Raw genomic sequence first — 24,870 nt, 5'->3', positions numbered from 1 at the left:
CGCCTTCTCGCCTTCTGACCTCCTGGCCTCCTGGCCCTCTCGCCTGCGGGCCTTCTGGCCTTGTCGACTTGTCGACGTATTCGTTTTCTCGACGTGCTCTGCTTCTCTGGCATCCCCGCCCTTCCCCCGCCAGCGGGGGAAGGTGCCCGCAGGGCGGATGGGGGCAGCAGTCGTCAGCCAACCCCCACGCATGCGGCCCCCAACCCATCCAGCGCCGCCTTCACCACCACCCACCCAAACGGCAGCCATCACTGCAGACCGGTTCTTGCACCGCCGCATGGCAGCCACCTCGCCCCGCATATAATCGGCCACTTACTTTTACTCAGCAGGCCCCGCCAGATGGCGCAGACGATGAAGGCGCTGGTCAAGCGCGAAGCGAACAAAGGCATCTGGATGGAGCAGGTTCCCGTGCCCACGCCCGGCCCCAACGAGGTGCTGATCAAGCTGGAAAAGACCGCCATTTGCGGCACCGATCTGCACATCTATCTGTGGGACGAATGGAGCCAGCGCACCATCACGCCTGGCCTGACCATCGGCCATGAGTTTGTCGGCCGTGTGGCCGAGCTCGGTTCGGCGGTCACCGGTTACCAGGTCGGCCAGCGCGTCTCGGCCGAAGGCCACATCGTCTGCGGTCATTGCCGCAACTGCCGTGGTGGCCGCCCGCACCTGTGCCCCAACACGGTGGGCATCGGCGTCAACGTCAACGGTGCATTCGCCGAATACATGGTGATGCCGGCGTCCAACCTGTGGCCGATCCCGGACCAGATCCCCTCCGAGCTGGCTGCGTTCTTCGACCCGTACGGCAACGCCGCGCATTGCGCGCTGGAGTTCGATGTCATCGGCGAAGACGTGCTGATCACCGGCGCCGGCCCGATCGGCATCATTGCCGCCGGCATCTGCAAGCACATTGGTGCGCGCAACGTGGTGGTCACCGACGTCAACGATTTCCGCCTGAAGCTGGCCGCCGACATGGGCGCCACGCGCGTGGTCAACGTGTCCAACACCTCGTTGAAGGAGGTGATGAAGGACCTGCATATGGAAGGCTTCGATGTGGGCCTGGAAATGAGCGGCAACCCGCGCGCGTTCAACGACATGCTCGATTGCATGTACCACGGCGGCAAGATCGCCATGCTCGGCATCATGCCGCGCGGCGCCGGCTGCGACTGGGACAAGATCATCTTCAAGGGCCTCACCGTGCAAGGCATCTACGGCCGCAAGATGTACGAGACCTGGTACAAGATGACCCAGCTGGTGCTGTCGGGCTTCCCGCTGCAGAAAGTGCTGACGCACCAACTGCCGATCGACGACTTCCAGAAAGGCTTCGACCTGATGGAAGAAGGCAAGGCCGGCAAGGTCGTGTTGAGCTGGAACTGACCGAGCGGCAGTGAGCAACGCAAAAGGCGCCGCAAGGCGCCTTTTGCATGTCGCGTGCTCGATGTCAGACAGTTGCATCACGCGTGGCAGTCATCGCCCGCCACGCATGCACCAGCCACGCGTTTAACGCATCGCACTCACGGCCAGGTGACGGTGGCGGTCGCCACCAAATGGTTCTGCGAATTTTGCCGCCCGAAGCCGAATTCGGCCGCTTCGCTGGTGTCGTAATAGCCCACGGTCAGACCCAGCGGGCCGAAGGTCTTGCCCACGTTCACGCCGAAGTCGTTGTAGTCGTGGTCCACCTGGCTGAGCGCCGAGGTGTAAATGCTGTGCCCGGCATGCGCGCCAACGGTGAAGTCATGCGGCAACGCCCAGTTGGCGTCCAGTGCGTAGTAATACCCATCGGTGTCGGTGCCGTACAGATCGTTGGTGTAGGCAACGGTCAGGCTGTAGGTCTTGAGGAACGTGGTTTTGGTGATCAGCTCGGCGTAGTTGGAAGCGCCCGCGCCTAGGTACTGGTAGCGGTTCACCATCACGTCGAGATTGAAATTGGTGCTCAGATCGGTGTTGTAGCCGACAAATCCGTCCACTTCCCAATCCGGATCGCCAGCGCCGAAATCGACATTGGAGGCCCAGGTGCCGACGTAGAAACCGTACGGCAATTTGTAGGTCAGCCCGGCCTGAAACGCGGGTTCTTCATTGGTCTGCGAGATACCGCGGAACAGGTAATCGCTGGTCACCGCAAAGGTGCCGCTGAGCGGCGACGCGGGCGCTTCTTCGTCCTGTGCCTGTGCAAGCGGCACCACACCCAACAGCAGCAACGACAGACAACAAGCGAGCGGGGAAGGCTTCATGGGCATCTCCTGAAACGATGGGCGGTCGGTTGGCGAGCGAAGACTGCAATGACTTCTTAGTCCAACTGTCATTGCAGCGCAACATAAAAGTCGCGCTCGCTCGATCCAGCGCACATCTCTGGTCGCCGATACGCTAGTCAGATGCCTGTTTCATCGACCGATCGGGCCGAATCTTGATGGCGGGGAGTGGGAAGTCGCACCAGCCACAGCAGGACGCATGCGCTGCGAATCTTTCCTGCCGACTGCCTAACCTGAAGCAGGGCGTCGCCCGCCTGCCTGCATCAGGCTGGAAACACGCCGTAGTGCCGTGCGGACAGTCGCAGCTGCTGGCCGGGCTCGAAGCTTCCTGCCGAGGCCGGTAGTTCCACTTCCACCTCATTGCCTGCCGGCTGCAGCGTGGCACGCAGGCGCAGGCGCGCCCCACTACGCTGCGACCAGGCCACCGTGGCCGGCCAGCCGGCGTCGTCGGGCACCAGATCTTCCGGACGCACGTACACCTCGACCGGGCCAGCGGCCAGTGCGGCGTTGGCTGCCGGCAACGCGTGACCTGCCACCTGGATCTGCCCTTGCGCCAGCACACCGGGAATGCGGTTCACCGCACCCACGAACGAATACACGAACGGCGAAGCCGGCTTGTCGTAGATCATCGCCGGGGTGTCGAGTTGCTCGATGCGGCCACGGTTGAGGATGGCAACGCGGTCGGCCAGTTCCAGCGCTTCTTCCTGATCATGAGTCACGAACACCGTAGTCAGACCGGTCTGCTCGTGCAGCGCGCGCAGCCAGCGCCGCAGATCGCGGCGCACCTGCGCATCCAGCGCGCCGAATGGCTCGTCCAGCAGCAGCACGCGCGGCTCGATCGCCAGCGCACGCGCCAGTGCCACACGCTGGCGCTGCCCACCCGAGAGCTGGGTGGGATAGCGTTGCTCCAGGCCCTGCAATTGCACCAGCGCCAGCAGTTCTTCCACCCGCGCACGGATACGCGCTTCGGCCCAGCGCTCGTTGCCGCGGCGCACCCGCAGCCCGAAGGCGATGTTCTCGAACACGTCCATATGCTTGAACAATGCGTAGTGCTGAAACACGAAGCCGACCCGGCGCGACTGCACGCTCATGCGCGTGGCGTCTTCATCGCCGAACAGCACCTGCCCGCCATCGGCGTGCTCCAGCCCGGCCATGATCCGCAGCAGCGTGGTCTTGCCCGAGCCGGAGGGGCCGAGCAAAGCCAGCAACTCGCCCTGACGCACGTCCAGGGTGATGTCGTCCAAGGCGGTGAAGGTCTCGAACTGCTTGCGCAGGCGGTGGATGCGGATGCCCATGGTCACCTCAATGGCGGTGGTTGGCGGCCAGCGAATCGCCGTGCCGCCATTCCAGATACGTCTTCAGCGCCAGCGTCAGCAGCGCGGTCAAGGCCAGCAGCGACGCGCACGCAAATGCGGCGCTGTAGGCGTATTCGTTGTAAAGAATTTCCACATGCAGCGGCAGCGTATTGGTGCGTCCGCGAATATGCCCGGACACCACCGACACCGCACCGAACTCGCCCATCGCGCGCGCCGCGCACAGCAACACGCCATACAACAGGCCCCAGCGGATATTGGGCAAGGTCACGCGCCAGAACATCTGCCAGCCGTTCGCACCCAGACTCAACGCGGCCAGTTCTTCGTCGCTGCCCTGTTGCTCCATCAGTGGCATCAACTCGCGCGCAATGAACGGGAAGGTGACGAAGGTCGTCGCCAGCACGATGCCCGGCAGCGCGAACACGATCCGCGGCAGCTGGATCACCAGCTCGCCCAAGGCCGGTAACTGCACCCGCCAACCTTCGTCGATCAACGGCCAGGCCCAACCGCTGCGGCCGAAGATCAGCACGAAAATCAAGCCCGCCACCACCGGCGAAACCGAGAACGGCAGGTCGATCAGGCTGACCAGCAGGCGTTTGCCCCAGAACTGATGTTTGCTGATGGCCCACGCTGCGGCAACGCCGAAGATCAGATTCAACGGCAACACGATCGCCGTCACCAGCAGCGTCAGCTTGATCGCCGACAACGCATCCGGGTCGACCACCGCGCGCAGAAACACGTCCCAACCGCCGCGCAGCGCTTCGGCAAACACCAGCACCAGCGGCAGCAGCAGGAACGCCAGCAAAAAGACCAGCGCCCCCAGAATCATCAACCACTGCACCAAGCGCGGCTCATTGGTGGCCGAGTCGGTGATGCGGCGCGCCTGCTCGGTCATCGTGCGGGTCTGCAACATGGAAGGCAGCGACGAAGCAGCATCGCTCATGCGGGCCTCTGTTGATAGCGCAGCAGGCGTGCCTGCAGCGTGTTGACCAGCAGCAGGATCACGAACGACAGCAACAGCATTGCCGCTGCGATTGCGGTAGCACCGGCATAGTCGAATTCTTCCAGCCGGATGGTGATCAACAGCGGCGCGATCTCGGTGGAATTGGGCAGATTGCCGGCGATGAAGATCACCGAGCCGTACTCGCCCACCCCACGCGCGAAGGCCAATGCAAACCCGGTCAGCACCGCCGGCCACAACCCCGGCAGCACCACCCGCCACACGGTCTGCCAGCGCGAGGCGCCCAGCGTGGCGGCGGCAGCTTCCAGCTCACGCTCGCTCTCGGCCAGCACCGGCTGCACCACCCGCACCACAAACGGCAATCCCACGAATACCAGCGCCAGCACGATGCCCAGCTGGGTGTAGGCCACCTTGATGCCGATCGCCTCCAGCCAGCGCCCGACCCAGCCGTTTTCACCATACAAGGCGGTCAGCGCAATGCCGGCCACCGCAGTTGGCAACGCAAACGGTAGATCGATCACCGCATCGAACAAGCGCTTGCCCGGAAAGCTGTAACGCACGAACACCCACGCCACCCAGGTGCCCATCACCGCATTGAATGCGCCCGCTACGAAGGCCGTGCCAAAGCTCACCCGCAACGCCGACAGCACGCGCGGTTCGCTCCACACCTTCCACAAGCCTTCCCAGCCCAGACCGCTGGTCTTGATGAAGATCCCCAGCAGCGGGATCAGCACGATCAATCCAAGCCAGGTCAGGGTGATGCCCAGACTCAGGCCCAGCCCCGGCATCACGCGTCGGCGCGATGGCGACGCTGGGCGTGCAACCGACGTCTGCATGCCTACTTCTTGGCCTGGATCTGGTCGAACAGGCCACCATCGGCAAAGTGTTCCTGCTGCGCCTTATCCCAGGAGCCGAACGCCTGCTGGATGGTGACCAGCTTGATGTCCGGGAAGCGGGCCAGGTCCGCCGGGTCGGCGAATTCGGGGTGGCGCGGGCGATAGAAATGCTTGGCGGCCAGCTTCTGGCCTTCCGGCGCGTACAGATAACGCAGATAGGCCTCGGCCACATCGCGCGTACCGTGCTTGTCCACGTTCTTGTCGACCAGCGCCACCGACGGCTCGGCCAGGATCGACAACTTCGGCACCACGATCTCGAACTTGTCCTTGCCCAATTCTTCGCGCGCCAGCAACGCCTCGTTCTCCCAGGCCAGCAGCACATCGCCGATACCGCGCTGCACGAAGGTCGTCGTGGCGCCACGTGCGCCGGTATCCAGCACCGGCACGTTGCGGAACAGCGCCTGCATGTAGCGCAGGATGCGTTCGCTGTCGCCCTTGAAGATGTGATCGGCGTAGGCCCAGGCGGCCAGATAGTTCCAGCGCGCGCCACCGGAGGTCTTGGGGTTGGGGGTCACCACCGCCACGCCCGAGCGCAGCAGATCCGGCCAATCGTGGATGTTCTTCGGGTTGCCCTTGCGCACCAGGAACACGATCGTGGAGGTATACGGCGCGCTGTTGTCGGGCAGTCGCTTCTCCCAATCGGTATCGATCAGCTTGGCCTTCTGCGCGATGGCATCCACGTCGTAGGCCAGCGCCAGCGTGACCACATCTGCCTCGATCCCGTCGATCACCGCCCGCGCCTGCTTGCCGGAGCCACCATGCGAGGTCTCCACGGTGACCGTGTCCTGCGGGTGCTGCTGCTTCCACTGCGCCGCAAACACCGTGTTGTAGTCGCGGTAAAACTCGCGCGTAGGGTCGTAGCTCACATTGAGCAGCCCGATGTCGCGCGCCCCCGCCGGGCCGGCCAGGGCCAGCAGGGTGCAAAGAAGGGAAGCAAGACGGATACGGGGGTGTGTCACAACGATCTCCTGGCCGGTGGGCGCAGCTGAACAGCAAGCATGCCATGCTGCGCAGCGGCACGCGGGCGGTGAAATGACATCAGTGCCGCCGCTTATGCCGATTTTGCATGACGTAGTGGTATGCCATTGTGATCGTTAACATTGCGCTTCTTTCTTTGCCACAGCGACCGCCATGACCCGTCCGCCTGCCGCGCTCACCGCCCACTACGCCGCCGAACTGGAGACGATCCAGTCCCAGGGCCTGTTCAAGTCCGAGCGCATCATCACCGGCCCGCAGTCGGCGCGGATCACGCTGGCCGACGGCCGCAGCGTGCTCAACTTCTGCGCCAACAACTACCTGGGCCTGGCCGACCACCCGGACATCATCCAGGCCGCCAAGGACGCACTGGACACGCACGGCTTCGGCATGGCCTCGGTGCGTTTTATCTGCGGCACCCAGGATCTGCATAAGCAGCTCGAACGCACCATTGCCGATTTCTTCGGCACCGAAGACACCATCCTCTATGCGGCCTGCTTCGATGCCAACGGTGGCCTGTTCGAGCCGCTGCTCGGCGAGCACGACGCCATCATTTCCGACGCGCTCAACCATGCCTCGATCATCGACGGCGTGCGCCTGTGCAAGGCCAAGCGCTTCCGCTACGCCAACTGCGACATGGCCGATCTGGAAGCGCAGCTGCAGGCCGCCGATGCGGCCGGCTGCAAGACCAAACTGATCACCAGCGATGGCGTGTTCTCGATGGACGGCTTCATCGCGCCGCTGGACGAAATCACTGCGCTGGCGCGCAAGTACAACGCGCTGGTGCATATCGACGAGTGCCATGCCACCGGCTTCCTGGGCGCCACCGGGCGCGGCTCGGCCGAGGTCAAGGGCGTGCTGGACCAGATCGACATCTTCACCGGCACCCTGGGCAAGGCGATGGGCGGCGCGCTGGGTGGTTTCACCACCGCAAAGCGCGAGGTGATCGAACTGCTGCGCCAGCGCTCGCGCCCCTACCTGTTCTCCAATTCGTTGCCGCCGCACGTGGTGGCCGCCGGCATCAAGGCGTTCGACATGCTGGAAGCGGCCGGCGACCTGCGCACGCAACTGGTCGACAACACCCGCTATTTCCGCGAGCGCATGACCGCCGCCGGCTTCGACCTCAAGCCCGGCGTGCATCCGATCAGCCCGGTGATGCTCTACGACGCACCGTTGGCACAGAAGTTTGCCGAGCGTCTGCTGGAAGAAGGCATCTACGCCATCGGCTTCTTCTTTCCGGTGGTGCCCAAGGGGCAGGCGCGTATCCGCACCCAGATCAGTGCCGCGCATACCCGCGAGCATCTGGATTTGGCCATCGACGCCTTCATCAAGATCGGCCGCGAACTCGACGTCATCAAGGCCTGAGCATGCGCGCGGTGCTGCGCCAACGGCTCCTGCTCGCGGCGCACACCGATGCCCAGGCGCAGTTGCTCGCCGGCAGTTGGGAAACCCGCTGCCTGCATTGCCGTCGCCGCCTGCAGATTCGTATCGATGGCGAGCCGCTGGGCCACACCACGCTCGAACACGTGGTCCCGCAGGCCTGGTTCGGACGCCGCGCGGCGGCAGCGCTGTGCGCGCTGGTTGGCGACGACCCCAACGACGCGCGCAATCTGGCGCTGGCCTGTGCCGGCTGCAATCACGCCAAAGGACGGCGCCACGATGCCAATGGCGCCGGCGATGCACGCGCCGTCGAGGTCGTCAGCGCGCTGCTCAGTGCACGTCTGGCACGCTGGCGGGAACCGACGTCAGTGCCTGAACTTCCTCCGCGCTAAGCATCCGCCAGGCGCCTTTGCCCAACTCGCCCATCTGCAGCGGCCCGATCGCCACGCGCACCAGCCGCAGCACACCGATGTCCACGGCCGCCAGCAGCCGACGAATCTGCCGGTTACGGCCCTCGTCCAGCACGATTTCCAGCCACGCATTGCGCTCGCCCTCGCGCAGCAAACGCACCTGCTTGGCGCGCAACAGCGCGCCATCACCATCGGGGTCGGGATCGATCACCCCGACCTGCAACTGCACCAGCTGCTCGGCGCCAGGGCGGCAGTCGATCTGCACGTGATAGGTCTTGTCGGGCCCGGTCGCCGGGTCGGTCACCGCCGCCGCCCATTGCGGGTCGTTGCTGAAAAGCAGCAGACCTTCGCTGGCCTTGTCCAGACGCCCCACCGGCGCAATCCACGGCAGGCCGGCGCCGTCGAAACAGCGATACACCGTGTCCCTGCCCTGCTCGTCGCGCACGGTGGTGACCAAGCCGCGCGGCTTGTTGAGCATCAGATAGACCCGCGCAGGCCCGGCCAACGGCTGGCCATCGACCGTGATCGCCTCATGCTGGTCGGCACGGATCGGACATTCAGGGTCGCGGATCACCCGCGCGTCCACGCTGACCCGCCCATCGGCGATCCAGCGTGCCGCCTCGGTGCGCGAACACACCCCTAGCTTGGACAACACCCGCGCCAGCCCATGGCGTGGCGCGGCGGTCACTGGTACTGCCGCCGATGGGCGCGAGACGCGCGTCGGCGCTGCCGAACCACGGTTGCGATGCCGGGACGTTGCCGGCGGAGGCCGCCGGGTCATGCCGTCCCGACCGTGCGGCTTACTTGTTTTCGATCGGCTTGGCGTCGGCTGCGGGCGCAGCCGGAGCCGGTGCCGCAACCGGACGCGCCTTGACCACACGCACGCCGCGCGCCTTCATCCAGGCATCGAACTCTTCGGCGGTCATGCGCTTGCCGTTCTGGCTCATGTCGAAGCGCCACGGCGTGTTGTCGAACGCAGTGGTGGCCTTGTAGGCCGCCGGATCGTTCGGATTGACGGTGCCGCCCGGCGGAATGACCTTGGCCAGATCCTGGCAACCTTCCACGCGCAGGCGCAGCAGCACGCGGTCCACCGACTGATCGCTGCTGTACGGCTGTACCAGCACGCCGGTGGGCATGCCCAGCTGCACGCTGCGGGTGTAGAACTCGGCGGCGGCCGGTGCGATGACGGTGGCGGGCAACGGCAGCGGCTGGGACACCGTGCTGCCGGCGCAGTTCGGAGCGGCGTAGGCGGCGGGAATCAAGGCGAGACAGAGCAATCCTGCCGAAGCGGTACGCAGCATCGTTGGTTCTTCCAATAAAAGTGTGGTGTCGACGCGGCGAGTGTAGGCAGCGATGAACGCCGTTTCAACCGGAACCGTGCCTGGATGGCAACACAGACAGCATTGCGGCCTGTGCGCGGAGGAATTTGGGGATGTTCGGAGCGCACATAGACAAAACCCGGCGCAAGGCCGGGTTTTGTATGGAACAAGCTAGCGGTCCAATTAGTTCTGGACGTTCAGCTCGGTACGACGGTTCTTCGCACGGCCTTCCGGATTGTCAGAACCATCCGGGTTGGCGTTCGGAGCAATCGGACGGCTCTCGCCGTAGCCGATCGGGCCGACCAGACGCGACGCATCAACGCCGTTCTTGGTCAGGTAGTCGTACACGGTGGTCGCACGACGCTCGGACAGCTTCTGGTTGTACGCGTCGGTACCCTTCGAGTCGGTGTGACCGGCAACCTCGACCTTCAGGTCGGGGTAACGCTTCAGGATCTCGGTCGCTTCGCTCAGGATCGACTGTGCGTCAGGACGCAGGGTCGACTTGTTGAAGTCGAAGTTCACGCCCTTCAGGTCGATCGACACAGGCACCGGGCAACCGTCCGGACCGATGGTCTGGCCAGGCTGCGAAGCCGGGCACTTGTCGTCGCAGTTGTTGACGCCGTCACCGTCGTCATCCAGGTCTGCGCAGCTCGGAGCAACCGGAGCCGGAGCCGGCGGCGGAGCGGTCGACGGAGCCGGTCCCAACGGGATCACGACGCCGACCGAAGCCAGCACGTCGCCGAACCAGTCTTCCTGCGGAGCAGCAACGCTCTGGTCGTTGAAGTCGGCGCGGTAGGCCAGTTCAGCACGCACGGCGACGCGCTTGTCGAAGGTGGTCTGCAGACCGACACCAGCCTTGGCGGCAAAGTTGCCGTCTTTCTGCTGGCCCGGCGAAACCGGGTTCGGGGTTGCGTCGAACTCTTCTTCCGAACGCTGATAGCCCAGACCGAACAGCAGGTAGGGGTTCCAGCCGCGGCCTTCCTGGATGAAGTGGCGACGCAGGTCGAACGAGATGCCGTACTGGCTCCAGTTCTGATCCTGGTTGGCATCGAAGTTCGGGTTCTGATAGTTCAGTTCACCGTCGATCGACCAGTTCGGGCTGACAAACTTGCCCAGGCCCAGGGTGACGAACGGAGCATCATTGGTCAGACGATCGCTGTCCTGGAAGTTGAAGCCAGCGCTACCGGTCAGGTACCAACGGTCATCGAACTCCTGCGCGGACGCAGCCTGGGCAACTGCCAGACCGCCGAGCAACGCGGCAGTGAGAATTTTCTTGTTCATTTATACAGCTCCTTCTTTGGGAGATAAACCGATAGAGGCGTTGTTCTTGGTAAAGATGCTCGTCACATCCAGAGCCATCGGGGCGCAGATTAAGCCGGCCTCAGTGAAGATCGCGTTAACGGTCATATAACATGTGAAAGCAATCACCAGGGTTGCAAACCCCAGGCAATACTACGTATACAGTTTCATGAAGGAAAGGACCGGGCACTCACTTTCACCGGCCACCCCATCTGAACGGCAGCCGACTCTAGCCTGTTGGATACGGTTACAAGGCTGCTGGTTTTCAATGGCCACGACCCTGTCAAAAACCACATTGGTGAACGCAAGGCCCCGTGCGAGCTGAATTGTGGGGCCGGTAGTTGCAGCTGACTCGCTTCACAACGCACCCTGAACTTCCCATCAGGAGAGCCCCGATGAAAGCCGTCGCCCTCACCCGCTATCTGCCGATCGACGATCCGGCATCGCTGCTTGACATCGACATCCCCGTCCCTGCAGCGCCGTCGGGGTATGACTTATTGGTACGTGTCGAAGCGATCTCCGTGAATCCGGTCGATACCAAACTGCGGGCGCCGAAGCCGCAGCCCCTGACCGAGCCGAAAATCCTGGGATACGACGCGGCTGGCGTGATCGAAGCAGTGGGCCCGGAGGTCACCGCGTTTGCCGTGGGCGACGAGGTGTATTACGCCGGCGATATCGGCCGGCCCGGAAGCAACGCGCAGTACCAGCTGGTGGATGCGCGCATTGCCGGGTGCAAGCCCACCTCGCTGAGTTTTGCGCAGGCGGCCGCACTGCCGTTGACCACACTGACTGCGTGGGAGCTTCTGTTCCAACGCATGCCGTTCGCGTTCGATGGCGCACGCAATCGCGGCCGGCATCTGTTGATCATCGGCGGTGCCGGCGGCGTGGGGTCGATCGCGATCCAGCTGGCGCGGCATGCCGGCTTCACGGTGATTGCCACTGCCTCGCGCCCGGAGAGCATCGAATGGGTGCGGCAGATGGGCGCGCACCATGTGATCGACCATCACCAGCCACTGCAGCCGCAGTTGCAGGCGTTAGGTCTGCCGCACGTGGATGCAGCGCTGAATCTGGCCGACACCGACCGCTACTGGCAGCAGCTGGGCGAGATCCTGGCGCCGCAGGGGCATGTCGGTCTGATCGTCGAGCCACGCGGCCCGCTGATGATTGGCGACCCGTACAAATCCAAGTGCATCGGCATCCATTGGGAGCTGATGTTTGCGCGGTCGCGCTACGCCACCGACGACATGGTGGAGCAGCATCGCATCCTCAACCGTACTGCGAGCCTGATCGATGCTGGTGAGCTGCGCACGACGCACACCGAGACGCTGTCGCCGATCAATGCCGACAACCTGCGCGAAGCGCATCGGCGGCTGGAGGGCGGCAGCACGATCGGCAAATTGGTGCTGGCCGGGTGGTAGCCGCGGTGGCTGGCGCCGCCTGTTTGCACGGCACTGAAATGCAGCCCGAGGGCGCCCGCCCCCGCCTTCGGGTTGCACGAACGCTGTGATCGAGCGCCACCGCCGCATGGGCAGACGCTCCGCAACGCAGGTCTTGGCCTAGCGGACGGTGTGACGTCGGCCAACCTGCAGCTGCGTCGCGGCCGGCAGCGCAGAATTCGGCACCCAGGGCTTGCCGCCACGCCCGTTTGCCTGCATCGTGCGCACTCCGTACGCCAGCGTATCCATATCATGTCGCCCGCCACCGGCCCTTCCGCCTCCTCCTTTCCGCACCTGTTCACGCCACTCGATCTGGGTTTCACCCAATTGCGCAATCGCGTCCTGATGGGCTCGATGCACACCGGGCTGGAAGATCGTGCGCGCGATTTCCCCAGGCTGGCCGCCTATTTCGCCGAACGCGCCGCAGGCGGAGTGGGCCTGATTGTCACCGGAGGCTTCTCGCCGAACGTAGTGGGTTGGCTCAAGCCGTTCGGCGGCAAGCTGTCGTGGCCCTGGGAAGTGCGCCCGCACCGCCAGGTCACCCGCGCGGTGCACGAACACGGCGCCAAGATCTGCATGCAGTTGCTGCACGCCGGGCGCTATGCGTATCACCCGTTGTCGGTGGCGCCGTCCAAGCTGCAGGCGCCGATCAACCCCTTCACCCCGCGCGCGTTGTCGGCAGCGGCGGTGGACCGGCAGATTGCCGCGTATGCGCGCGCCGCGCGGCTGGCGCGCGAGGCCGGCTACGACGGTGTCGAGGTGATGGGCTCGGAAGGCTATCTGATCAACGAGTTCACCGCCGCGCGGACCAACAAGCGCAGCGATGCCTGGGGTGGCGACGCAGCCAAGCGCATGCGGTTTGCGGTGGAGATCGTGCGTCGCATCCGTGAAGCCTGCGGGCCGGACTTCATCATCATCTACCGGTTGTCGCTGGTGGACCTGGTCGAAGACGGCAACCAGTGGCAAGAGATCGTGGCGCAGGCGCAGGCAATCGAGGCCGCCGGCGCGACCATCATCAACTCCGGCATCGGTTGGCATGAAGCGCGCGTGCCGACCATTGCCACCTCGGTGCCACGCGCCGCATTCGCCGGCGTCACCGCCAAGCTCAAACCGCACCTGCGCATTCCGGTGGTGGCGAGCAACCGCATCAACATGCCGGAAGTGGCAGAACGCATTCTGTCCGACGGCGCAGCGGACATGGTGTCGCTGGCGCGCCCGCTGCTGGCCGACCCGGAGTGGACCAACAAGGCCCGCGCCGGGCAGTCGCACACCATCAATACGTGTATCGCCTGCAACCAGGCCTGCCTGGATCACGTGTTCGAAAACAAACTGGCTACCTGCCTGGTCAACCCGCGCGCGGTGCACGAAACCGAGCTGATCTATACGCCCACGACGACACCCAAGCGCATTGCCGTGGTCGGCGCCGGACCGGCGGGACTGGCGTGCGCGACGGTGGCGGCCGAGCGCGGGCATCGCGTCACCTTGTTCGATGCGAGTAGCGAGATTGGCGGGCAGTTCAATGTCGCCAGACGTATCCCCGGCAAGGAAGAATTCAACGAAACGCTGCGCTATTTCCGTCACCGGATCGAAGCGACTGGCGTCCAGCTGCGTCTGGACACGCACGTGCAGGCAGCAGACCTCAAGGACTTCGACGAGGTTGTATTGGCGACCGGCATCGAGCCGCGCAAGGTCGACTTCCCCGGCGCCGATCACCCGATGGTGGTGAACTACCTGGATGTGGTGCTGGGTCGGCATGTGGCCGCCCCCAAGGTGGCGATCATCGGCGCGGGTGGCATCGGTTTCGATGTCGGCGAATTTCTGGTGCACGCCGGGGAGTCGCCAGCGCTGGATCCACAGCGCTGGATGGCCGAATGGGGCGTGGACCCGACCTTCGAAGCGCGCGGTGCGCTGGCCAAACCGCAACCCGAGCCCCCTACCCGTCAGGTCTGGCTGCTGCAGCGCAGCTCCGGCCGCCCGGGTGCCCGCCTGGGCAAGACCACCGGCTGGATCCACCGCGCAACGCTCAAGGCCAAGGGCGTCAAGATGCTCGGTGGCGTGGAGTACCTGGGCGTGGACGATGCCGGCCTGCGCATTCGTGTGGACGGCGCCGAGCAATTGCTCGATGTCGGCACCGTGGTGATCTGTGCCGGCCAGGAACCGCGACGCGAGCTGCTGGCCGCCCTGCAGGCCAATGGTCAGCAACCGCACCTGATCGGCGGCGCGGACGTGGCCGCCGAACTGGACGCCAAGCGTGCGATCAACCAGGCCAGCCGACTCGCTGCGGTACTGTAATGCGTGAGCCGATGACGCACCAGACAAGGCCGGGATAAGGTTGTGGTGCACCGTCCAGTCGCGATAGCAATCGAGCGGCAGGCCGCTTTCTCCACTGGAAAGCGGCGTTGACGTTGCAGCGGAATGGCTGCCACCCTCGCCTGCAATAACGCCCTCATCGCCTTCTCGCTGCCGTGGCATGCAGCGTTCTTCTTATTGTCTTGGATCGGGGCTATAAGCGGCGGATGCGGACGTCACCGACAACGCGCTTGCTCCCTCCCCTGTCAACGGACACGTTGCTGGCGTACACGGCTGCACACTTCGGCAAAAGCCTGCTCTGGTACACCGGCGAGTTGTTGCTGATCTTCGCCTTGACCGAATACGTGGAACTGAGTGCAACCGCTGCCGGCTTGTCGGTCGCAGCCGGGCTGCTCGTCAGTGCAGGCATGGGGGTGTTCGCTGCGCACCGCTGGCGTGCGGGTGTCAGCCTCGCATGGGCGGGGCGCGTGCAATGGCGAGGCATGTCGCTGGCGGCAGTGACGATGTCGTTGTTGTTTCTGGTTCCGGTATTGCCACCACCTGCACGCCTGCCTTGCGTGCTGTTACTCAGCTTGCCGTTTCGTGCGGCCTACGCCATGGGTGACGTCGCGCAGAACACGTTGCTTGGACTGTGCCGTTGGCCATGGCGCGGAGCGCAAGGCGTGAGCGCGCTGCGATTGATCGGCAGCGGCTTGGCCGCATTATTGATGAGTGCAGCGATCGGGCTGCTGTTGCACACAGGGCATCATGCTGGGGCCGCGACTGCAATGACGGTTGTGGGCACGGCAAGCACCATCGCAATGACCTCGTCCTGGTGGCTTCGCCAGACGCTGCACACGCACAAGCAGCACGTAAGTAACCCACCTGCCGATCGATCGATCGCATCGTCGCGTAGTCATCCACTGTTGCCGATAGTGGTGATTGCGCTGCTGTCGCTGGCCTTGCCGACGTTTACCAAACTGGCGCCGTATCTGGCGCAGACGCTGGTCATCTCGCAGCGTTGGGGTAGCGCGCTCCTGATCAGCTACGCCATTGGCTCCGTGGCCGTACAACCGCTGGCCGCGCGCCTGCCTACCAGCGCGCGCCAGCGACTGGGATACAGCGGTATCGCGTTGGTCGGCTGCGGCCTGCTGTTTGCATTGCAGACAACGCGCAGCGTCTGGCCGGATGCGGCGCTGGCGCTTGGCGTGGGCATGGCGGCGGGCAGCGTAGGGCACTGGGTGTGGGCGCGTCATGCCGAACTCTCCATGCACTACGACCCGGCGCACCAAGCTCGCCGCTTTGCCATGCTGACCGCCGTCGCACAGATCGCGCTTGCGCTAGGCAGTGCTGTGGTCGGGCTGCTGCTCCATCTCTACAACGACCACGATGCACCTCAAGAGTCCCTGGCGTGGTCGATGGCGCTCGGGCCCATTGCCTGCGGCTTGGCCTGTCTGCTGCTGGCCTGGAGCACCCGCGTCTTCTCGCTTGAACGGCGATTGCCTGCAGAAACGACACCGACACCGACACCGACACCGCTATAAACTTGACCGCGCGCACCTAGTTGCACGTTACGCATTTCCTCGACGATTACCGCGCGAAAACGTGTCGCTGGTACTGACCAAAACACGCACGCGTCACTGTCGTGTTAGCCGCCATTGCCGAAGCACGATGCAGATCCAGTCGCTGCATTAGCCAACACTACGTTCGCAATCAAGACACGCAATCGTCCGAATCATTGCGCCACCTCGAACATGCGCCTCTGAAGCAATGCGCGTGATCGTAGATGGGACCTTGGACATCGATCACTGATGACGTAGCACCGCGACGACCACGCCATAAGACGTGGAGATCTCGGATGTCCGCCGATCCAGCAAGACCCCGCGCAGATCTCGCTACAGTTGAGTAAATGGTGATTGCGACGAGAGTGTCGTGGAGATCGTTGCGGCACCGATGCAGCAGTGCAATTTTTGTAATCGTCTACGACACTTCATGCGTACACGGGCAGACAACTGCTCGTTCAACGATGCAGCATGATATGCGGCGCCGACGCGTACAAAACGTGCGACTGCTCGTGTGCGTCCACTTCAACGACACCCGAATTCAATGACTGTTTTTTCGTTCCCAGATAACGCGTGCAGCCAGCGTGAAAGCAGAACTCACCAACGATCCAGGTGCGCCATCTGCGTAATGTCGAAACACGACCAACGCACATGATCCCCTGTCGCCGCGCGAATGCGACGCGCATTGCATGGTGCGATGCGTGAGGCATTACCGACGCAACCTAGACACAGCCGAGGCAAGCCCGCGTCAACCCCGCCCATTCAGCCAAGATTGTGTGATTGGCGCCTACCTTGCGCCAACTTTTTGACCCACCTCATTTGGTGGGCACCTTCGGTAGATCTCTCTTTCACCGAAGACCGGGCGGCCCGTGACAGGTCGCCTCCCCATGACGCCAAGCCTTTCGTACTGGTGCATCCACTTTGGATGCTCTACGAACCGGCCCATACGGAGCAAGGAGTTGTATGAAGATGATTTGGATATTCTGGCTGGCGCAGTTGATGCCGCAGCCAGCTGCAGATTCGCTGTGTTTGAGCACGACCGTTTATCTGGAAGCGCGCGACCAGACCTTGCGCGGCCAGCAGGCTGTTGCGGAAGTTGCGTTGCGTCGACTGGACAGCGGTTTGTGGGGCGACTCGATGTGCGAGGTAGTCACTGCACGTAAGCAGTTCGCACCGACAATCGTCGCGCCGGGCACGCAGTTGAAGAACGACGATGCCTGGAACAAGGCATTGGGCGTTGCACTCGCCGCAGAACGTAACTGGGCGTTGCCTGTGGGTCAGCGCAAGGAGATCGTGCCTGGCGCCAGCCACTTTGCCGCAAGCGCGATTGCTAGCCCGAGTTGGCGGAATGCGTATCAGGTTGCCACCATCGGCGATCACACTTTCTATCGCGTGCAGAAGTTGCGGCCGCGTACTGCGTCGTAAAGACGTAGTGGACCGATAGCGCATTGCAACGTGTCCACACCGTTGCGATACCGCATTCGGCTGATAACGCCGCGTTTTCGCACGAGCCGATCATTGCGTAGCTCTATGCACAGTGTCTCGCGATGCACGCGCAAGCGCCCGGCGTGCGCTGCCAGCAAATCGCTGCTCGCATGATGCTGATGACGCGCAGCATTTGTGGCGCAACCACGGCGACTAAGCGCCAGACATCGGTGCCGGCCATGTGATCGGCTGCTTCGCGTAGCAAATGCTGTTCGCCCATGACAACCGCCGCGCCGCACGTGCGCGATTGCAGCAGTGATGCGATCGCCATCGATGCGGCAACAGCGTCAGTACACGCGGCCGTGTCGTCTCGCACGAAAACGCTTTTCCACATTGCGCAGTGCGCTACACGTCGCGCTACAGGTCGCAATACGCCCAGCCTTACATCGCGTTGCCGTTGATCCCATGGCAGCACAGCTGGCCGCCCAACCCGGCTAAGCTTGCATCCCCTAGTCCTCCCTGGATGCACATGAAGCTCTACACCAAGCCCGGCGCCTGTTCACTTGCAGACCACATTGTGCTGCGTTGGTCCGGGCTGCCGTTCGACCTGGTCGTGGTCGATGCAGCCACCATGAAGTCGCCCGAGTATCTGCAGCTCAATCCCGCGGGCGCCGTGCCGTTGCTGGTGGTCGATGATTGGGCGTTGACCCAGAACGCGGCCATCCTGAATTACATCGCCGATGTTGCGCCGCTCACCAGCCTGGGCGGTGACGGCAGTGCGCGTAGCCGCGCCGAAATCAATCGCTGGATCGCCTTTTTGAACGCCGATGTGCACCCGACCTTCAAGCCGATCTTCGGCAGCACCGCGTATCTGCAGGACGAGGCATTGATCGCGCGCAGTCACGACGATGCACGCAACAAGTTGCGCGCGCTCTACACGCGCGTCGATGCGCACCTGCAGGGCCGCGAGTGGTTGGCCGGCGACAGCCATACCGGCGCCGATGCCTATCTATTCGTGACCTTGCGCTGGGCCAATAAGGCAGGCTTGGACCTCAGCGGCCTGACCGCACTGGATGCGTTCTTCAAGCGCATGCAGGCCGATGCGGATGTGCAGGCCGCCCTGAACGCCGAAGGCCTGTCGTAATCGGCACTGCGGTGTAACGGGTGACGTGATGCCACGTCACACGATAAGGCAGCCCATCGCAGCGCGTGCAGATCATCGCGCTGTGTCGCCCGCAGACCATCGCAGCAGATCGAACTCCGCATGCACGTTCATCGCCTGCATGCAGACAAAAAAACGCCGGGCAATGCCCGGCGTTCTTGTAGCAAATACAGCTTGTAGCAACTACAGCTGCGAACCTCAGCCCAGCAGGTGCGACACGCCGCTGCGCTCTTCTTCCAGCTCGGCCAGGGTCTTGTCGATGTACTTCTGGCTGAAGTCGTCGATCGGCAGATCCTTGACCAGGGTGTATTGGCCGTTTTCGGTGATCACCGGGAAGCCAAAGATCACGCCTTCCGGAATCCCGTAGGAGCCGTCGGACGGCACGCCCATGGTGACCCACTTGCCGTTGCTGCCCAGCACCCAATCACGCACGTGATCGATGGCGGCATTGGCAGCCGATGCGGCCGAGGACAGGCCGCGCGCTTCGATGATCGCCGCACCGCGCTTGCCCACGGTCGGGATGAAGGTAGACGCATTCCATTCCTGGTCGTTGATCGCATCGCCGATGGACGCGCCATCGGAGGTGGCGAAACGGTAGTCCGGGTACATGGTCGGGCTGTGGTTGCCCCACACCACCAGCTTTTCGATGCCGCCGACCGGCTTGCCAAGCTTGAGCGAGAGCTGGCTCAGGGCGCGGTTGTGGTCCAGACGCAGCATGGCGGTGAAGTTCTTCGGGTTCAGATCCGGCGCCGACTTCATCGCGATGTAGGCATTGGTGTTGGCCGGGTTACCGACCACCAGCACCTTGACGTCACGCTTGGCCACCTTGTTCAACGCCGCGCCCTGCGCGGTGAAGATCTTGGCGTTCTCCAGCAGCAGGTCCTTGCGCTCCATGCCCGGGCCGCGCGGACGCGCACCGACCAGCAGCGCCACGTCGATGTCCTTGAACGCCACTTCGGCGTCGTCGGTGCCGACCATGCCGGCCAACAGCGGGAACGCGCAGTCTTCCAGCTCCATCATCACGCCCTTGAGCGCGGCCTGGGCCTTCTCGTTGGACAGTTCCAGCAATTGCAGGATCACCGGCTGATCCTTGCCCAGCATTTCGCCCGAAGCGATACGGAACAGCAGGGCGTAGCCGATCTGGCCGGCAGCGCCGGTCACAGCAACACGAACAGGTGCTTTCATGGGGTGTTTCCTCTGCTAAAAAGCGTTGGTGGGGGTCGCGCGCTGGCGTGGCGCAAGGCCTGGCGGCGCGCTTTGACAAGCAAACGGCCGCACATGGCGGCCGTTCGATGGGGTGCGATCAGGCGGCGAGGATCTTGTTCCACTCCGCAACGCGGTCGGCCTTGGCGGCCAGCACGGCGTCGGTGTCGCCTTCGATGGTGAGCGTGTTGATGGTGTCGCCCTGGGCAACGCTATCCACCACGTCCAGGCCCTGGGTAACCTTGCCGAACACGGTGTGCTTGCCGTCCAGCCACGGGGTGGCGGTGTGGGTGATGAAAAACTGGCTGCCATTGGTGTTCGGGCCGGCATTGGCCATGGACAGCACGCCGCGCTCGTGGCCGACGCCATTGTTGGTTTCGTCTTCGAAGCGATAGCCCGGGCCGCCGCGGCCGGAACCTTCCGGGCAACCGCCCTGGACCATGAAGTCGGCGATGACGCGGTGGAAGCTCAGGCCGTTGTAGAAGCCGCGCTTGGCCAGGTTGACGAAGTTGGCGACGGTGAGCGGTGCCTTCTCCGGGTACAGCTCAACAACGATCGGGCCGCGGGACGTGTCGAAAGTGGCGATCAGGGACATGGAAATCCTTGCAGGTTCTGGGGTGATCAACAGCCCATTAGGATACACCCGGGCGCGTGGACGACCGCGCAGTTACGACCATGGTCCAAGGCCGTCGCCGGGCCTGGATCCGCCCGCCGTCACGCTGCCTGAATGGGGGATCTGAATTGCCTTCAGCTAATCCGCAACGGCAGCGCAACGAAACCGCTATAATATTCGGCTTACCTCATCTCAAGACTGGCGCCAGACAGGGGCCCTTTCCGCATGTCCATTGAAAAACTCCGCAATATCGCCATCGTCGCGCACGTCGACCATGGCAAGACCACCCTCGTCGACTGCCTGCTGAAGCAGTCCGGCACCCTGTCCGAACGCACCGTCTTGGCTGAGCGTGTGATGGACAGCAACGATCAGGAAAAGGAACGTGGCATCACGATCCTGGCCAAGAACACGGCCATCACCTGGCAGGGCAACCGCATCAACATCGTCGACACCCCGGGACACGCCGACTTCGGTGGCGAAGTCGAGCGCGTGCTGTCGATGGTGGACTCGGTGCTGATCCTGGTCGACGCGATGGACGGCCCGATGCCGCAGACGCGCTTCGTGACCCAGAAGGCCTTTGCGATGGGCTTCAAGCCGATCGTGGTGGTCAACAAGATCGACCGTCCCGGCGCACGTCCGGACTGGGTGATCGACCAGGTGTTCGACCTGTTCGACAAGCTCGGCGCAACCGACGAGCAGCTGGACTTCCCGATCGTCTACACCTCCGCATTGAACGGCTACGCCAGCCTGGATTCGGACGTGCGCGACGGCGACATGACTCCGCTGTACGAAGCGATCATGCAGCACGTGTCGGCACCGGACGTTGATCCGGACGGCCCGTTCCAGATGCGCATCAGCCAGCTGGATTACAACAATTTCGTCGGTGTGATCGGCATCGGCCGCATCCAGCGCGGCGTGTTGAAGAAGAACATGCCGGTCAGCGTGATCGACCGCGAAGGCAAGAAGCGTCAGGGCAAGGTGCTGCAGGTGCTGGGCTTCCTCGGCCTGGAGCGCATCGAGCAGGACACCGCCGAGGCCGGCGACATCGTCGCCATCTCCGGCGTGGCCGAGCTGACCATCTCCGACACCGTGTGTGCGCTCGACGCCCCGGAAGGCCTGCCGCCGCTGACCGTGGACGAGCCGACCATCTCGATGACCTTCCAGGTCAACAACTCGCCGTTCGCCGGCAACAAGGACCTGTCCGGTGGCAAGTTCCTGACCAGCCGCCAGCTGCGCGATCGTCTGGACCGCGAGCAGGTGCACAACGTGGCACTGAAGGTCGAGGAAGGTTCCGACGCCGACAAGTTCCTGGTCTCCGGCCGTGGCGAACTGCATCTGTCGGTGCTGATCGAAAACATGCGTCGTGAAGGCTACGAACTGGCCGTGTCGCGTCCGGAAGTGATCATCAAGGAGATCGACGGCAAGCAGATGGAGCCGATCGAACAGCTCGTGGTGGACATCGAAGAACAGCACCAGGGCGGCGTGATGGAAAAGCTGGGCAGCCGCAAGGGCCAGCTGAAGAACATGGAATCGGACGGCAAGGGCCGCGTGCGTCTGGATTACATGATCCCGGCGCGTGGCTTGATCGGCTTCCAGAACGAGTTCCGCACCCTGACCCAGGGCTCGGGCCTGCTGTTCCACGTGTTCGACCATTACGGCCCGAAGGAACAGGGCGCCATCGCCAAGCGCCAGAACGGCGTGATGATTGCCAACGCACCGGGCGCCACTCCGGCCTATGCGCTGGGGCCGTTGGAAGAGCGTGGCCGTCTGTTCGCCGCTGAAGGCGACAACGTGTACGAAGGTCAGCTGATCGGTATCCACTCCAAGGACAACGATCTGACCGTCAACGCGATCAAGACCAAGCCGCTGACCAACATGCGTGCTTCGGGCAAGGACGATGCGATCAAGCTGACCCCGGCGATCAAGTACACGCTGGAGCAGGCACTGGACTTCATCGAGGACGACGAGCTGGTCGAAGTCACCCCGAAGGAAATCCGTCTGCGCAAGAAGGGTTTGACCGAAAGCGACCGTAAGCGCTCTGGCCGTTCGGGCTGAGTTACTGACTAAGCCACAGTCGTGAGCAACAAGCCTTACAGCCCGGATCCGCGCGCGCATCCGGGCCTCCACGCGATCGCCTTGCTAGAGGCGGTCAAGGGCGGGCTTGCGCTATTGGCGGCGACGGGCCTGGAAATTCTGGGCCCGCTCCCGCTGCAACATGCGGTCAGTACGCTGATTCGCCGCTTCAACCTGGATCCGGACCACGGCGCATTGCCGTCGTTACTCAAGACCATCAGCCCCGATGCGGTGCATCTGGCGGCCGCCGCAATGCTGGCCTACGGCCTGCTGCATGTGGTGGAAGCCTGGGGTCTGTGGCGTGCTAAGGCCTGGGCCTCGGTACTGGGCTGCCTGTCGGCGGCCATCTATCTGCCCTTCGATATCTACGCCATCGTCCGCCATCCTGGCTGGACCGCTTGGGCCGTGCTGGCGATCAACCTGATCGTGGTCGGCGTACTGGCACGCGATCTGGTCAAGCGCCGACGTCGCTGACCCTGCCTGCCTGCCCGTCCACGGGCGCGCAATCACGTTGTCACCCCGACGCAGCGACGTTAGCCTGCGGAAAGTCCCCCGCGGAAAACACCCGATGCGCTCCACCCCCCTGTCTTTTGCGCTGCTGCTGGCGTTGTGCGGCTGTGCGCATGCCGATGACACGATGCGTCCGGCAACCGACGCCGCTTCGGCTACCAAACCGCTCGACCTGATCGATGCCGACGTCACCGGCCTGCAAGCCCGCATGGCAAGTGGAGACACCACCAGCCTGGCACTGACACGCGCTTATCTGCAGCGCATCGACACCATCGACCGCGCCGGCCCCACGCTCAACGCCGTGATCGAGCGCAATGCGCAGGCCGAAACGGACGCCCGCACCCTGGACGCAGAACGCGCCGCCGGCCGCGTGCGCGGACCGCTGCACGGCATCCCGGTGCTGCTCAAGGACAACATCGACGCGCTGCCGATGGTCAACAGTGCCGGCTCGCTGGCGCTGGCCGAGTTTCGCCCCAACCGCGATGCGTTTCTGGTGCAGCGCCTGCGCGCGGCCGGCGCGGTGATCCTGGGCAAGACCAATCTGAGCGAATGGGCCAACTTCCGTTCCACCCAATCCAGCTCCGGCTGGAGCGCCCGCGGCGGGCTGACCCGCAATCCCTATGCACTGGATCGCAATCCGTGCGGCTCCAGCGCCGGCACCGGCGCAGCGATCGCCGCCAGTCTGGCCACGGTAGGCATCGGCACCGAAACCGACGGCAGCATCACCTGCCCGGCTGCGGTCAATGGCCTGGTCGGGCTCAAACCCACCGTCGGCCTGGTCAGCCGCGACGGCATCATTCCGATCTCGGCCAGCCAGGACACCGCCGGCCCGATGACCCGCAGCGTCGCCGACGCCGCCGCGCTGCTGCAGGCGATCGCCGCGCCCGATCCGCAGGACCCGGCCACACGCCATGCGCCGTCGTCCACACCAAACTATCTCGCCCACCTCAAGTCCGACGGCCTGCGCGGCGCGCGTCTGGGCCTGCTGCGCAATCCACTGCGCGAAGATCCTGCGATCGCCGCCGCATTGGATCGCGCCGTACAGACCTTGCGCGCGGCCGGCGCCACGGTAGTTGAGACCGCCCTGGTCACGGATGGCAAGTGGGATGCTGCTGAGCAGACGGTCTTACTGGTCGAATTCAAAGCCGGTTTGAATGCCTATCTGCGCAGCCACGCTGCGCCGATCAAAGATCTGGACGCGCTGATCGCCTTCAATCGCGCCAACGCGCAGCGCGAAATGCCCTACTTCGGACAGGAATTGTTCGAGCAGGCGCAGGCTGCGCCCGGCCTGAAGGACCCGGGCTATCTGAGCGCGCGCGCCAGCGCCAGGCGGCTCGCTGGCGAGCAAGGCATCGACGCAGCCCTGAAAGCCGATCGCCTGGACGCACTGATCGTGCCGACCACCGGCGCGGCCTGGGTCACCACGCTCGGCAAGGGCGACACCTTTCCCGGCGCCGGCTACGGCGCCGCGGCAGTGGCCGGGTATCCCAGCCTGAGCGTGCCGATGGGGCAGACGCAGAGTCTGCCGCTCGGATTGCTGTTCATGGGCACCGCCTGGAGCGAGCCGCGCCTGATCGAACTGGCCTACGCCTATGAGCAACGCAGCCACGCGCGATTTGCGCCCAGCTACGCGCCCAGCGCACCGCTGGCGACACCGGTCAAACCGCAGCCGAAGGCGCCCGACTGACGGAGAATCCGTAAAGCAGCACTGGTCATCGATTGATGCGCATGCCGCACGCCGCACGCCGCACGCCGCACGCCGCACAACCGAGCCTGCCGCAGCCTGTCGACAGGCACA

General features: G+C 64.1%; 20 protein-coding genes and 1 pseudogene. 11 read left to right on the top strand and 10 right to left on the bottom strand.

Going from position 1 to position 24,870, the window contains the following annotated elements; translation table 11 throughout:
- The first annotated feature begins 339 nt into the window (after positions 1 to 339).
- Positions 340 to 1,374: an L-threonine 3-dehydrogenase gene (tdh, locus tag ACZZ0O_RS11480; RefSeq protein ID WP_193552432.1), complete on the top strand. Its 1,035-nt coding sequence runs from the start codon at positions 340 to 342 to the stop codon at positions 1,372 to 1,374.
- A gap of 137 nt (positions 1,375 to 1,511) precedes the next feature.
- On the opposite strand, the gene ACZZ0O_RS11475 is transcribed toward tdh, so the two are convergent.
- The 5 genes and pseudogenes from ACZZ0O_RS11475 to ACZZ0O_RS11455 all read right to left on the bottom strand — a co-directional run bounded on the left by ACZZ0O_RS11475 (position 1,512) and on the right by ACZZ0O_RS11455 (position 6,455).
- On the bottom strand, positions 1,512 to 2,228 hold the full coding sequence (locus ACZZ0O_RS11475; protein WP_055846041.1) for a TorF family putative porin: 717 nt from the start codon (positions 2,226 to 2,228) through the stop codon (positions 1,512 to 1,514).
- A 281-nt stretch (positions 2,229 to 2,509) separates the two neighbouring features.
- On the bottom strand, positions 2,510 to 3,541 hold the full coding sequence (locus ACZZ0O_RS11470; RefSeq protein WP_055846341.1) for a sulfate/molybdate ABC transporter ATP-binding protein: 1,032 nt from the start codon (positions 3,539 to 3,541) through the stop codon (positions 2,510 to 2,512).
- A gap of 7 nt (positions 3,542 to 3,548) precedes the next feature.
- Positions 3,549 to 4,502 carry a sulfate ABC transporter permease subunit CysW gene (gene cysW, locus ACZZ0O_RS11465; protein WP_463590808.1) on the bottom strand — a complete coding sequence of 318 codons (954 nt, stop codon included), beginning with the start codon at positions 4,500 to 4,502 and terminating at the stop codon, positions 3,549 to 3,551.
- Positions 4,499 to 5,356, bottom strand: a complete 858-nt coding sequence (gene cysT / locus ACZZ0O_RS11460) for a sulfate ABC transporter permease subunit CysT (protein WP_055846046.1) — start codon at positions 5,354 to 5,356, stop codon at positions 4,499 to 4,501. The genes cysW and cysT overlap by 4 nt, the downstream gene beginning before the upstream one ends.
- Positions 5,357 to 5,358: 2 nt before the next feature.
- Positions 5,359 to 6,455: pseudogene (locus tag ACZZ0O_RS11455) on the bottom strand (sulfate ABC transporter substrate-binding protein).
- A 92-nt stretch (positions 6,456 to 6,547) separates the two neighbouring features.
- On the opposite strand from ACZZ0O_RS11455, the gene kbl reads away from it, so the two are divergent.
- Positions 6,548 to 7,756: a glycine C-acetyltransferase gene (gene kbl / locus ACZZ0O_RS11450; RefSeq protein WP_055846051.1), complete on the top strand. Its 1,209-nt coding sequence runs from the start codon at positions 6,548 to 6,550 to the stop codon at positions 7,754 to 7,756.
- Positions 7,757 to 7,758: 2 nt separating this feature from the next.
- Positions 7,759 to 8,163 carry an HNH endonuclease gene (locus tag ACZZ0O_RS11445; RefSeq protein ID WP_463590807.1) on the top strand — a complete coding sequence of 135 codons (405 nt, stop codon included), beginning with the start codon at positions 7,759 to 7,761 and terminating at the stop codon, positions 8,161 to 8,163.
- Here ACZZ0O_RS11445 and ACZZ0O_RS11440 read toward each other — a convergent pair.
- From ACZZ0O_RS11440 to ACZZ0O_RS11430, 3 genes are all read right to left on the bottom strand, one after another.
- The gene (locus ACZZ0O_RS11440) at positions 8,102 to 8,962 is read right to left on the bottom strand and encodes a pseudouridine synthase (RefSeq protein ID WP_463590806.1); all 861 of its coding nucleotides are present in this window, start codon (positions 8,960 to 8,962) and stop codon (positions 8,102 to 8,104) included. The two genes, ACZZ0O_RS11445 and ACZZ0O_RS11440, sit on opposite strands and share 62 nt — an antisense overlap.
- 19 nt (positions 8,963 to 8,981) lie before the next feature.
- Positions 8,982 to 9,482 (bottom strand): hypothetical protein, encoded by a 501-nt coding sequence (locus ACZZ0O_RS11435; protein WP_463590805.1) that lies wholly within the window; start codon positions 9,480 to 9,482, stop codon positions 8,982 to 8,984.
- A gap of 201 nt (positions 9,483 to 9,683) precedes the next feature.
- A complete protein-coding gene (locus ACZZ0O_RS11430) occupies positions 9,684 to 10,781 on the bottom strand; it encodes an OmpA family protein (protein ID WP_005998405.1) in 1,098 nt (365 codons plus the stop codon).
- A gap of 413 nt (positions 10,782 to 11,194) precedes the next feature.
- Between ACZZ0O_RS11430 and ACZZ0O_RS11425 the strand changes: the two genes are divergently transcribed.
- From ACZZ0O_RS11425 to ACZZ0O_RS11405, 5 genes are all read left to right on the top strand, one after another.
- Positions 11,195 to 12,217 carry a zinc-binding alcohol dehydrogenase family protein gene (locus ACZZ0O_RS11425; RefSeq protein WP_463590804.1) on the top strand — a complete coding sequence of 341 codons (1,023 nt, stop codon included), beginning with the start codon at positions 11,195 to 11,197 and terminating at the stop codon, positions 12,215 to 12,217.
- A gap of 270 nt (positions 12,218 to 12,487) precedes the next feature.
- Positions 12,488 to 14,527: an oxidoreductase gene (locus ACZZ0O_RS11420; RefSeq protein ID WP_463590803.1), complete on the top strand. Its 2,040-nt coding sequence runs from the start codon at positions 12,488 to 12,490 to the stop codon at positions 14,525 to 14,527.
- A gap of 224 nt (positions 14,528 to 14,751) precedes the next feature.
- Positions 14,752 to 16,068: an MFS transporter gene (locus ACZZ0O_RS11415; protein ID WP_463590802.1), complete on the top strand. Its 1,317-nt coding sequence runs from the start codon at positions 14,752 to 14,754 to the stop codon at positions 16,066 to 16,068.
- Between the two features lie 981 nt (positions 16,069 to 17,049).
- Positions 17,050 to 17,511: a cell wall hydrolase gene (locus tag ACZZ0O_RS11410; protein WP_055846073.1), complete on the top strand. Its 462-nt coding sequence runs from the start codon at positions 17,050 to 17,052 to the stop codon at positions 17,509 to 17,511.
- A 529-nt stretch (positions 17,512 to 18,040) separates the two neighbouring features.
- Entirely contained in the window at positions 18,041 to 18,655 is a 615-nt protein-coding gene (locus ACZZ0O_RS11405) for a glutathione binding-like protein (RefSeq protein WP_463590801.1), read from the top strand.
- Between the two features lie 216 nt (positions 18,656 to 18,871).
- On the opposite strand, the gene ACZZ0O_RS11400 is transcribed toward ACZZ0O_RS11405, so the two are convergent.
- Together ACZZ0O_RS11400 and ACZZ0O_RS11395 are read right to left on the bottom strand one after the other, a co-directional pair.
- Positions 18,872 to 19,858, bottom strand: a complete 987-nt coding sequence (locus tag ACZZ0O_RS11400; RefSeq protein WP_115512404.1) for a malate dehydrogenase — start codon at positions 19,856 to 19,858, stop codon at positions 18,872 to 18,874.
- Between the two features lie 118 nt (positions 19,859 to 19,976).
- Positions 19,977 to 20,471, bottom strand: coding sequence for a peptidylprolyl isomerase (locus tag ACZZ0O_RS11395; RefSeq protein ID WP_055846084.1), 495 nt, complete (start codon positions 20,469 to 20,471; stop codon positions 19,977 to 19,979).
- Between the two features lie 243 nt (positions 20,472 to 20,714).
- Between ACZZ0O_RS11395 and typA the strand changes: the two genes are divergently transcribed.
- The 3 genes from typA (at position 20,715) to ACZZ0O_RS11380 (ending at position 24,759) form a co-directional block, all read left to right on the top strand.
- Entirely contained in the window at positions 20,715 to 22,544 is a 1,830-nt protein-coding gene (gene typA / locus ACZZ0O_RS11390; protein ID WP_055846087.1) for a translational GTPase TypA, read from the top strand.
- Between the two features lie 21 nt (positions 22,545 to 22,565).
- A complete protein-coding gene (locus ACZZ0O_RS11385) occupies positions 22,566 to 23,036 on the top strand; it encodes a DUF2127 domain-containing protein (protein WP_055846090.1) in 471 nt (156 codons plus the stop codon).
- 109 nt (positions 23,037 to 23,145) lie between these two features.
- A complete protein-coding gene (locus tag ACZZ0O_RS11380) occupies positions 23,146 to 24,759 on the top strand; it encodes an amidase (protein WP_463592441.1) in 1,614 nt (537 codons plus the stop codon).
- The last annotated feature ends 111 nt before the right edge of the window (positions 24,760 to 24,870 follow it).

This window comes from Xanthomonas sp. AC360, assembly GCF_979258225.1.
Note: the sequence above shows the minus strand (reverse complement) of the source record. Positions and strands in the feature narration are given on the sequence as shown.